We start from the raw sequence: 11,781 nt of genomic DNA, 5'->3' as shown, positions 1-11,781 counted from the left end.
ATGAAAAAAAATATAATATTCAGTTTAGCGGTACTCTTTTTAGTGAGTGCGTGCAATACTTTAGACGAAGATCCAAAAGCTTTTATTTCGTCTACCAATTTTTATAAAACCACCGAAGATGCCGATGCAGCCGTAATCGCTATTCATAATGCTATAAACAGTTCGACACATACGTTGTACAATCGTTTAATTCAGATTGCAACCGAAATGGCGACCGATGATTATGAAGCGGGACCAAGAGCGAGAAATGCACACGTTAGAGCTTTATCCAATTTAACGCATGATGCTTCAAACGACCGTATGATCGAATTATGGCGACAAAGTTATGACGGAATTAATAGAGCAAATGTAGCGATTGATAATATCGCGAAGAATCCAAATCTTAATTCACAGAAAGACAAAGATTTAATTAACGAAGCAAAGTTCTTAAGAGCGCTTTTATATTTTAATTTAGTGCGATGGTTTGGAGATGTTCCGTTGGTTTTGCACGAAACAACAGTTTTAACGCCAGAAGCAATCAATGTTAGCAATACGCCAGAAGCAGATGTTTATACTCAAATTGAAAACGATCTAATTGATGCCGAAGCACTTCCGGTTGTACAGCAAAACAAAGGACGCGTAACGGCTGGTGCGGCAAAAAGCATTTTAGCAAAAGTATATTTAACTGAAAAAAAATGGCAGAAAGCAGCAGAAAAAAGCAAAGAAATCATTGACAGCAAAGTTTATGATTTGTTCGAAAATTATGCTGATGTCTTTAATGTAGCAACCAAAAACGGAAAAGAACATATTTTCTCTGCTCAATTTAAAGGTTTAACCAACTGGAACGGAAACATGTTGGCTTCTACAGCCGCACCAACTTCAGTTCCCGGAATTGCAGGAGATCAAGCAGATGCTTTACATAAAGAAGGTAAACTTTTTGAAGCTTTCGCTGAAACAGACAAAAGAAAGTACATCACTTTTGCAGTCGAATTTGTTAGTCCAACTGATGGAAAAAAGTATAAAGTTACGCCGCATTTCAATAAATATTTTGATCCTGCGACACCGACTTCGCCAGGGCAGTCCTCTAAAAATACGCCAATTATACGTTTTGCAGAAGTATTGTTAATTTATGCAGAAGCTTTAAACGAACAAAACGGAGGCCCAACTCCAGAAGCGTATGCCGCAGTTGACCGAGTGAGAACAAGAGCAGGTGTTGAATTATTAGCAACAACTTCTCCAGCATTAAGTCAAGACGCGTTTAGAGAAGCGGTTTTTGAAGAAAGAAGAAAAGAATTGGTTTACGAATATCAGCGCTGGTTTGACTTGGCGAGAAGAGGCCCAGATTATTTTGTGGCAAAATTAAAAGCAGCAGGAAAAACCAACGCACAGCCAAAACACGTTCACTTTCCTATTCCGCAAAGAGAACTGGATTTGAATCCAAATTTGAAACAAGTTCCAGCTTGGAGATAATATTTTTGAAACACATAAATTTATTTAACACATAGAAACATAGTCCCGATAGCTATCGGGATTGCTTTCGAAAAGAATATAAAAAAGAAATATACTTCTCGACACATAGCTATGATTTTTATTCTAAGTGAAACGCCTTACTACGACTAAAAAATCTATGTCTCTATGTGTTAGAAAAAAATTAAAGATTAAAAATATACTAACAGTAAATTATAAATAAGATGAATAAAAGAATAAACATTTTATTTTCTGTTTTATTGACAGGAATAATAGGTTCTTATGAAACCGAAGCCCAAACCGCATCCTCTAAACCCAATGTAATTTTAATTATGGTGGATGATATGGGATATTCTGATTTAGGGAATTATGGTTCTGAGATTAAAACGCCAAATCTGGATCGTTTAGCGAAAGAAGGAACTCGTCTCCGCGAATTTTACAACAACTCAATTTGTGCGCCTACAAGAGCTTCTTTATTAACAGGACAATATCAGCACAAAGCTGGAGTTGGTTATTTTGATGTGAATTTAGGACTGCCAGCTTATCAGGGTTATTTAAACAAAGAATCTCTGACTTTAGGCGAAGTTTTCCGTTCTGGAGGTTATAGCACTTTAATGTCAGGAAAATGGCACGTTGGTTCTGAAGATCAGGCGCAATGGCCAAACCAAAGAGGTTTTGATAAGTTTTACGGAATCTTAAAAGGTGCTGCAAATTATTTTGATACAAAACCGCTTCCTTTCGGGAAAACGGCTTATCCTGTAAAAATGATCCGCAATAATGAAGAACTGCATCCAAAAGACGACTCGTACTATTTCACAGACGAAATCGGGAATAATGCGGTTACTTTCTTAGACGAACAAAACAAAGAAAACAAGCCTTTCTTTTTATATTTAGCTTTTACAGCACCTCACTGGCCATTGCAGGCAAAACCTGTTGATATTGCCAAATACAGAGGAAAATTTGATGAAGGCTGGGACGCTTTAAGAGAAAAAAGAATTCAGAAATTAAGAGAAAACGGCATTTTGCTTCCTAACCAAACTATTGCTCCAAGAGATCCAGAAGTGCCAGAATGGGATAAACTGACGTATGACGAAAAACAATTCTGGAAAGCTAAAATGGAAGTATACGCGGCAATGGTAGACAACATGGACCAAAACGTTGGAAAGGTTTTAGATAAATTGAAAGCTTTGAAAAAAGACAAAAACACTTTAATTATTTTCATTGCAGACAATGGTGCTCAAGGCGGATTCAACACTTATAATCCACTAAAAAGAGGTTTAGTTCGTAATGATGGTCCAATTGGAACTTCGGGTTCTTTTGATTATCAGGAACAAAACTGGGCATATTTATCTAATACACCTTTACAAGATTATAAAAACAATATGCACGAAGGTGGATTCAGTTCTCCATTCATCGCTTGGTATCCTTCAAAAATTAAAGCAGGAAGAATTGATAAAGGAACTGGACATATTATTGACCTTGCTCCTACTTTTTATGAATTGGCTGGAATTGAATATCCTAAAACTTTAAACGGCGTAACTTCCAATCCGCTTCCAGGAAAAAGTTTACTTCCAGTTTTATTTGACAACGCTTCAGAAGTAAATCGTGGTGCTCCTTTATTCTGGGAAAGAGCCGGAAACAGAGCGGTTAGAGAAGGAAAATGGAAATTGGTTTCTATTTATCCGTCTTACCAATGGGAACTTTATGATCTTGAAGCAGACCGTGGCGAAACAACAAACGTTGCGGCACAAAATCCTGGAATTGTAAACGATCTTTCGGCAAAATATTTTGACTGGGCAGACAAAACAGGAGTTGTAGAATATAGCAAATTCAAACAAAAAGGAGAATTGATTCCGGGTTCAGCTCCAAAGAAATAATTACTTTTTTGATATTTTGAGTAATTATGAAAAAAAGCGATTGTTGCTAATAGCAGTCGCTTTTTAAAACAAAAAAAAATGGTGTACAAAAAAAGCTGTCTCGTTATGAGACAGCTTTTTTATTTTATTTTAAAAAGAAATCAGATTAGTTTTTAAAATCATTCAAAGATTTCTCGATAATCTCAAGACACTCTTTAATTTGCTCTTCGGTCATTACCAAAGGCGGAGCCAATCTAATTTTGTTTCCGTGTGTTGGTTTTGCCAATAATCCGTTGTCTCTAAATTTTAGGCAAATTTCCCAAGCCAAATCAGATTCTTCATCTGTATTAATTACAATTGCGTTTAAAAGCCCTTTTCCACGAACCAACGTAATCAAGTTATTTTTTTCAGCGATTTTATTTAATCCGTCTCTTAGAATAACTCCTAAACGTTCTGCATTTTCAGCTAGTTTTTCGTCTTTAATCACTTCCAAAGCTGCAATTGCTACGGCCGCTGCAACAGGATTTCCTCCAAAAGTAGATCCGTGCTGTCCTGGCTTAATCACATTCATGATTTCGTCATTACATAAAACTGCCGAAACTGGATAAACTCCTCCAGAAATTGCTTTCCCTAAAATTAATACATCAGGCTGTACATTTTCGTGATGAACTGCTAAAAGTTTTCCTGTACGAGCAATTCCTGTTTGAACTTCATCGGCAATAAATAATACATTATGTTTTTCGCAAAGAGCTTTCGCTTTCGCTAAATATCCTTCAGAAGGAACATAAACTCCTGCTTCACCTTGAATTGGCTCAACCAAGAATCCTGCAATATTTTTAGATGAATTTAAAGCATTCTCAAGCGCTTCAAGATTATCATATTCAATTTTAATGAAACCATCTGTAAAAGGTCCGAAGTTTTTACGTGCTGTTTCGTCATTCGAAAATGAAATGATCGTTGTAGTTCTTCCGTGAAAGTTATTCTCACACACAATAATCTGTGCTTGATTTTCGGGAATTCCTTTTACTTCATACGCCCATTTTCTTGAAATTTTCAAGGCTGTTTCAACTGCTTCAGCACCTGTATTCATTGGAAGAACTTTATCAAAACCAAAATAGTTTGTTACATATTCTTCGTAGTTTCCTAATTTATCATTGTAAAAAGCACGCGAAGTCAAAGTCAGTTTTTGCGCCTGCTCTACCATTGCATTCACAATTTTAGGATGGCAATGCCCCTGATTTACCGCAGAATAAGCAGATAAAAAATCATAATATTTCTTTCCGTCAACATCCCATACATATACGCCTTCTCCACGCTCTAAAACTACAGGAAGCGGATGATAATTATGAGCTCCATATTTGTTTTCTTTTTCAATCAAAACCTCTGATTTTGATGAAAGTGTTTTTTCTGTACTTATCATAATATGCTTTTTATTTTCACAAAAATATTAAATTTAAACAAATAACAATTCAAAAAACAATATTTTGACTTAAACATAACAAAATTAAAGTCAAAACTTAAAATTTACCACCTCTAAAAAAACATATTTATTTTTTCGAGAATAGGATTAGATGACCGTTTATTAAAAAAAAGAATTACTTTTATAAATCGCAAAAGACTCAATTTTAAAACGATTTTTACTGAATGGAATTATTAGACGAATTTGATATTAGTATTCTCAAAGAATTAGAAAAAGACGGAAGAATGGCCTTCTCTGCTATCGCCACCAATCTTAAAATATCAAATACAATGGTGCATCAGCGTATTAACAGAATGATTGAACAAGGTGTAATTGGCGGGATTAAACCCATTATTCAAGAAAAGAAAATTGGTTATGACTGGGCTTCTTTTACTGGACTTACATTAAACAAAGATTCAGATTCTGAACGAATTATTGAAGCGCTTAAAGAAATCCCTGAGATTACCGAATGTTATTATGTAACCGGTTCTTTTACGCTTTATATAAAAATCATTGCGAAAAATCACGAACACATGCGCCGTATTCTTTACGAAAAAATCGACGGAATTTCAGGTATTGATAAGACTGATTCTATTGTAGAATTGGGCTGTGCTTTTAAACGAAACATATCACTATAAGAGAAAAAACATTCTTTTAAAATATAGGTTACAAACCTCACAAGAATTTACTTGTGAGGTTTTTTTGTAACATAATATTTCTGATATTTGTTAAAAATTGAAGAAATCATGAAAAACACCATAATTATTTTATTCAGTGCAATCTTATTCTCAAATCTTATGAATGCGCAATTAAAACCCGTAAAATATACAGAAGGAAGCCAACAGCTAAACGGCTTATTTATAAAATCTGCTAAAAAAAGCAGTAACAATCCAGGAATCTTACTTTTACCAGCGTGGCTTGGAATTGATAATGCTTCTAAAGGAATTGCAGAAGAATTATCTAAATTAGGCTATAATGTTTTTATCGCTGATATCTATGGCGAAGGAAATTATCCAAAAAACACAGGTGAAGCAGGAAAACAGGCTGGTTTTTATAAAACAAATTTCGAAGCCTATCAAAAGCGTATTGATGCTGCTTTGAAAGAATTAGTAAAATCTGGCGCTAATGCCGATAATATTGTGGCTATTGGATATTGCTTTGGTGGAAGTGGTGTTCTTGAAGCTGCCCGCGGACATTTGAATATAAAAGGTATTGCTTCTTTTCATGGCGGTTTAGGAAAAGATGCGAGCAGAAAAAACGAACCAATTTCTACAAAAGTTCTTATTTGCCATGGAGCCGACGATCCGTTTGTTTCTAAAGACGAAATTGCTGCTTTCCAACAAGAAATGCGTGATGGCAAAGCGGACTGGCAAATGATTTATTATGCAAATGCGGTTCACTCTTTTACTAATCCTGAAGCGGGAAGCGATAACTCTAAAGGCGCTGCATACAATGCTGTTGCTGCCAAAAGATCTTTTGAACATTTACAGCTTTTCTTAAACGAAGTCCTGAAAAAATAATATTAAAAACTACCAGAACAAATCAATTAACACAAACCAATGTCACATAATAAAATTAGAGAAGACAAAACTTGTCTAAACTGCAGGCATGTTGTTGAGCAAAAATACTGCCCAAACTGCGGACAAGAAAACAGTGATAGCCGAAAAACTTTTCATCATTTATTTATTCATTTTTTTGAAGATTTAACGCACTACGAAAACGCCTTTTGGAAAACAATAAAAAATCTGCTGTTCAAGCCTTCAACGCTGACTAAAGAATACCTTTCAGGAAAACGCTTGTCTTATCTTGCACCAGTTCGATTATACATTTTTATCAGTTTTATTACTTTTTTATTGATTGCAATGTTTCCAAATAATGTTGGTGAAAAAATTGATAAAAGTGAAGAAGCGCTTAACAAAGAACTCTCTAAAACTACTGACAGTCTAAGCATAAGCAGAAAGGATGACAAAAGATACTTCCATTTTAAAACGATGAAAGAACTTGATTCGATTCAAAAATATGGAAAACCAAATGAGAAGCTGAATGCTTCTTCGTATTGGTTTGCTGAAAAAGCAATACACGTTACAGAAAAATATACTAAAAAGGAGATTTATGTAAAATTCGTTGAATCGTTCTTTCATAACCTGCCCAAAATTCTCTTCATAATCATGCCGTTTTTTGCTTTTTTCCTGTGGCTTTTTCACAACAAAAAAAGATGGTATTATTTTGATCACGGAATTTTTACACTGCACTATTTCTCTTTCCTATTACTAATTTTTCTCATCATGTTTATCATCGACAGATTGATTGGTCTTTTTGGAGAAGATAGTCCGCTGTCTTTTATATCATCAATTACAACATTTGCAGGAACCGTTTGGATGTGCTATTATTTTTATCCTGCGCACCATCGCTTTTATGGCGAGTCTAGAATAGTCTCTTTTATAAAAAGCTTCTTCTTGTTTATAATAAATTCTCTTTTTATCCTATTTTTACTCACTTTATACGTTCTTTACACATTTATTAATTTACACTAACTACTAGAATGAAAAAAATACTCATTTTATTCTTAATTGTCTCTGCGTATTCTTGTAAAACTGCGCAGTCAACTACAGCTAAAGACAATTCGGATCCAACAAAATACGTAAAAGCGATCAGCGAAAAAGATCTTAAAAAAATGCTTTATACTATTGCTTCTGACGAAATGGAAGGCCGCGAAACTGGTTCTAAAGGACAGAAAAAAGCAGGTCTATATATGATCGAGCAATACAAGAAAAGCGGAATTTCTTTTCCAAAAGGAGCTAAAGATTTCTACCAGCCTGTTCCTGCTGCATTTATGAACGCAAGACGTAATCAAAATCTTCCAGACTCTGAAAATATCTGGGCTTATATTGAAGGTTCAGAAAAACCAAATGAAGTTTTGGTAATTTCTGCACACTATGATCACGTGGGAATTAAAGATGGTGAAGTATATAACGGTGCTGACGATGATGGTTCTGGAACTGTAGCACTGATCGAAATGGCCAAAGCTTTTGCTAAAGCTAAAAAACAAGGTCATGGTCCAAAACGTTCTATCTTGTTTCTTCACGTAACTGGCGAAGAACACGGTTTACATGGATCTCGTTATTATTCTGAAAATCCATTATTTCCAATCGAAAACACCATTGCAGATATCAACATTGACATGATCGGACGCCGTGATGTTGAGCATTCAAATACAAACAACTACGTTTATGTTATTGGTGCCGACAGATTATCTTCTGATTTACACAATGCCGTTGTAGCTCAAAACGAAAAATACATTAAAATGGACTTAGATTTTAAATTTAATGATCCAAAAGATCCAAACCATTTCTATGAGCGTTCTGACCACTATAACTTTGCAAAACACGGTATTCCAGCTGTTTTCTTCTTCAACGGAGTTCACGAAGATTACCATGGAAAAGGTGACGAACCTCAAAAAATTGAATACGATGCTTTAACCAAAAGAACTAAACTGGCTTTTGTTGTTGCATGGGATTTAGCTAATAGAGAGAATAGACCGGTAGTTGATAAGAAGTAGTTCTTTTTAAGATACTAAGGTTCTAAGATGCTAAGATGCTAAGATTCTAAGGTTCTAAGGTTCTAAGGTTCTAAGGTTTCTTTTAGGAACGGTCATAAAAAAAAAGGATGAGTTTAACTCATCCTTTTTTTTTGTTATTTATTATTGATTTACATTTTCTTAATGCTAAAAACCTTAGAATCTTAGCGTCTCAGAACCTTAGCAACTTTCCTAGTCATTCATCGAAATCAAAAACTCTTCGTTGTTTTTTGTTTTCTTGAAACGATCGTTTACGAAGTCCATAGATTCTACTGGGTTCATGTCTGATAGATATTTACGCATAATCCACATTCTTTGCAATGTTTTCTCGTCTAATAATAAGTCATCACGACGTGTACTTGACGATGTAAGATCGATTGCAGGGAAAATACGTTTATTGGCTATCTTACGATCTAATTGAAGTTCCATGTTACCCGTTCCTTTAAATTCTTCGAAGATAACTTCGTCCATTTTAGAACCCGTTTCAGTCAATGCAGTTGCAATGATACTTAAAGATCCTCCATTTTCTACATTTCTCGCAGCTCCAAAGAAACGTTTTGGTTTTTGTAAAGCATTGGCATCAACACCCCCACTTAATACTTTTCCAGATGCTGGCTGAACCGTGTTATAAGCTCTTGCAAGACGAGTGATTGAGTCTAATAAAATCACCACATCGTGTCCGCATTCTACTAAACGCTTAGATTTCTCTAATACAATATTAGCAATTTTCACGTGTTCTTGTGGCTCTCTATCGAAAGTTGAAGCAATAACTTCACCACGAACACTTCTTTGCATATCTGTAACCTCTTCAGGACGCTCATCAATCAAAAGAACGATTAAATAAACTTCAGGATGGTTTGCTGCAATTGCATTTGCAATATCTTTAAGAAGCATTGTTTTACCAGTTTTAGGCTGTGCAACGATCATACCACGCTGACCTTTACCTATTGGCGAAAACAAATCTATAATTCTGGTTGAAATAGAACTGCCTTTTTCGGCTAGTTTGAATTTTTCTGAAGGAAAAACAGGTGTCAAGTGTTCGAAAGAAACTCTATCGCGAACTACTTGCGGATCGTGACCGTTAATTTTTAATACACGAACCAAAGGAAAAAACTTCTCACCTTCTTTAGGCGGACGAACCACTCCTTTTACAGTATCTCCGGTTTTTAAACCAAATAATCTAATTTGTGAAGTTGATAAATAAATATCATCTGGAGAAGCTAAATAATTATAATCTGATGAACGTAAGAATCCGTAACCGTCAGGCATCATTTCTAGAACACCTTCACTTTCAATAATTCCGTCAAATTCAAAATCTGAATCCCTGAAATTATTGCTATTCTTTTTATTCTTATGATTAGAGTTTTGATTATTGTGATTTCCGTTTCCATTGCCATTGCCATTCCCGCTTTGATTTTGGTTCTGATTCGGGTTTTGATTTTGGTTCTGGTTTTTATTCTGATTCGGATTGATCTTTTTTGCAGGAGCAATTTGTGGAGTTTTCTCGGCTGTTTCGGCTGTTGGCTCAGAAGCAATTGGTTCTGATGGAGCTGATTCTACAGTCTCTTCTGCAGTAACTTCTTTTACAGCTTCTTTTTCTTTTTTAAGGGCAACTTTTTTCTCGTATGCCGATTTACTGAATTTTACAGCTTTAGGCTCTTTTTTTGCTGCTGGTGTTTTATTTTCCTGTGCTTCTACCGCCGCCTTTTCTGCAATTGGCTCAGCTGTATCAGCAGTATCGTTTTTTTGAACAGTTTCCTCTACTTTATCAAATTCTAAAACGGGAGTATTTTTGGTATTTGCTGCTTTTGTTTTTGCTGGAGCAATTCTGGCGCGCTTTGGCTTATCGTCTTTTGCATCAGAAACTACTTCTGTTTGAGGAGCTTGAGCTGGGGCAGAAGTACTCTCTTGGTGTGCTAAAATCTGACTAATTAAAGTCTCTTTTTTGACACCAGTAATCTTTATTGTTTTAGCTAACTTAGCTATTTCTTGAAGCTCAGAAAGCTTCATTTCTTTTAATGCAGAAATATCAAACATGAATGTTCTATGAATTTAATTATTTTAAGGAATACTGTAAAAAGAATAGGTAGATAATTAATTTGAATTGACCGCAGTATGAAGTGCTTACGGTATTATGATGCAATAATACGAATAAAATTTTATCATACAATAGTATTTTAAAAAAAGAAAATATATTTTTGTAAAACATTTTTAGACCATGATACAAAGAATTCAGACTGTATATTTATTTCTAGCTTTTGCTGCAACTGGCATTTTAATGCTTTTTGTTCCGCTTTGGACAACTAGTGCAGGAAAACCATTCTTTTTTATGCAGGATCAGCTTTATACTGTTTTATTAGGCTTAACAACTATGCTTAGTATTATCAGTATTATTTCATTTAAAAAGAGACAAAATCAGTTTGTATTAAACAGACTTAATATAATATTAAATTTAATTTTATTAGGATTATTTGTATATCGATCACTAAATTTATCTGGAGGGACTGAGGTCTCTGAGAAAGGTATTGGGATGTTCATGCCGATTGTTGCTATCGTGTTATTAGTTTTAGCTAATAAGGCCATCAAAAAGGACGAAGATCTTGTAAAATCTGTTGATCGTTTGAGGTAAACCTATAAACTTAGTTTATTTTGTGCGAAGAAGAACCCGAATTTTTATTCGGGTTTTTTTTGTGCCCTATTCTGTTATAAATCAAACCTAAAGAGCATCTTAAAAACGTGTTTTACATGATAAATTTGCATTTTCAAATTCAAATTATCATGGCCCCAAAAATAAGGATTCATCTTGCAGATGATCATCAGGTTTTAATTGATGGTTTATCTAATTTGCTCCAAACCGTTTCGAACTTTGAAGTGGTCGGCAATTCGCTTGACGGAACTACTGTTTATGACAATATCGTTAAAGACGAAGCAGATATATTGATTCTAGATATAAGCATGCCTAAAAAAGACGGAATTGAAACACTGAAAGAGTTTAATGAAAAACAATTGCCTTGTAAAGTTATTATTTTATCGAGCTACGATGATCTCAAAATTATTAAGGAGGTCATGAAACTGGGCGCAAAAGGTTATTTGACGAAAAATTGTGCTGGAGAAAATATTATTGAAGCTGTAGAAGCTGTTTATCAAGGACAGGAATATTTTAGTGATGCTGTTAGAGAAAAAATCTTCAACTCTTTTATGGACAGCCCCAAACTAAATCACAATGCGATTACAGAAAACCCGATTTTAAGTCCGCGAGAGATTGAAATCATTATCTTGATTGCTTTAGAATATAGCGGAAAAGAAATAAGCGAAAAGCTTTTTATCAGTTCGCATACCGTTGAAACACATCGTAAGAACATCATGAAAAAACTGAATATTAAAAGCACAATCGGTTTAGTTAAATATGCTCTTAAAAACAATTTGATTAATCCTTAAAATTG

10 protein-coding genes are annotated in these 11,781 nt (G+C 34.6%); 8 read left to right on the top strand and 2 right to left on the bottom strand.

Annotation, left to right across the window (positions count from 1 at the left end):
• Together AC5ZCW_RS08585 and AC5ZCW_RS08580 are read left to right on the top strand one after the other, a co-directional pair.
• Positions 1–1,449, top strand: coding sequence for a RagB/SusD family nutrient uptake outer membrane protein (locus tag AC5ZCW_RS08585; RefSeq protein ID WP_496119122.1), 1,449 nt, complete (start codon positions 1–3; stop codon positions 1,447–1,449).
• Between the two features lie 221 nt (positions 1,450–1,670).
• Positions 1,671–3,323, top strand: a complete 1,653-nt coding sequence (locus AC5ZCW_RS08580; protein WP_496119121.1) for an arylsulfatase — start codon at positions 1,671–1,673, stop codon at positions 3,321–3,323.
• Positions 3,324–3,468: 145 nt separating this feature from the next.
• On the opposite strand, the gene rocD is transcribed toward AC5ZCW_RS08580, so the two are convergent.
• The gene (gene rocD, locus AC5ZCW_RS08575) at positions 3,469–4,722 is read right to left on the bottom strand and encodes an ornithine--oxo-acid transaminase (protein ID WP_496119119.1); all 1,254 of its coding nucleotides are present in this window, start codon (positions 4,720–4,722) and stop codon (positions 3,469–3,471) included.
• A gap of 224 nt (positions 4,723–4,946) precedes the next feature.
• On the opposite strand from rocD, the gene AC5ZCW_RS08570 reads away from it, so the two are divergent.
• From AC5ZCW_RS08570 to AC5ZCW_RS08555, 4 genes are all read left to right on the top strand, one after another.
• Positions 4,947–5,399, top strand: coding sequence for an Lrp/AsnC family transcriptional regulator (locus tag AC5ZCW_RS08570; RefSeq protein WP_343541779.1), 453 nt, complete (start codon positions 4,947–4,949; stop codon positions 5,397–5,399).
• 108 nt (positions 5,400–5,507) lie between these two features.
• On the top strand, positions 5,508–6,281 hold the full coding sequence (locus AC5ZCW_RS08565; RefSeq protein ID WP_496119117.1) for a dienelactone hydrolase family protein: 774 nt from the start codon (positions 5,508–5,510) through the stop codon (positions 6,279–6,281).
• A 39-nt stretch (positions 6,282–6,320) separates the two neighbouring features.
• Positions 6,321–7,295 carry a DUF3667 domain-containing protein gene (locus AC5ZCW_RS08560; RefSeq protein WP_496119115.1) on the top strand — a complete coding sequence of 325 codons (975 nt, stop codon included), beginning with the start codon at positions 6,321–6,323 and terminating at the stop codon, positions 7,293–7,295.
• 8 nt (positions 7,296–7,303) lie between these two features.
• Complete coding sequence (locus AC5ZCW_RS08555) at positions 7,304–8,320, top strand: M28 family peptidase (RefSeq protein ID WP_496119113.1); 1,017 nt, start codon at positions 7,304–7,306, stop codon at positions 8,318–8,320.
• A 210-nt stretch (positions 8,321–8,530) separates the two neighbouring features.
• Here AC5ZCW_RS08555 and rho read toward each other — a convergent pair whose 3' ends face one another.
• Positions 8,531–10,375 carry a transcription termination factor Rho gene (gene rho, locus AC5ZCW_RS08550; RefSeq protein ID WP_496119111.1) on the bottom strand — a complete coding sequence of 615 codons (1,845 nt, stop codon included), beginning with the start codon at positions 10,373–10,375 and terminating at the stop codon, positions 8,531–8,533.
• A gap of 181 nt (positions 10,376–10,556) precedes the next feature.
• On the opposite strand from rho, the gene AC5ZCW_RS08545 reads away from it, so the two are divergent.
• Together AC5ZCW_RS08545 and AC5ZCW_RS08540 are read left to right on the top strand one after the other, a co-directional pair.
• Positions 10,557–10,967: a DUF4293 domain-containing protein gene (locus AC5ZCW_RS08545; protein WP_008468670.1), complete on the top strand. Its 411-nt coding sequence runs from the start codon at positions 10,557–10,559 to the stop codon at positions 10,965–10,967.
• Between the two features lie 149 nt (positions 10,968–11,116).
• Positions 11,117–11,776 carry a response regulator gene (locus AC5ZCW_RS08540; RefSeq protein WP_496119109.1) on the top strand — a complete coding sequence of 220 codons (660 nt, stop codon included), beginning with the start codon at positions 11,117–11,119 and terminating at the stop codon, positions 11,774–11,776.
• Positions 11,777–11,781 lie beyond the last annotated feature (5 nt).

The sequence above is a fragment of the Flavobacterium sp. PLA-DH12 genome (assembly GCF_059511845.1).
This window is presented reverse-complemented; position numbering and strand designations above follow the sequence as displayed.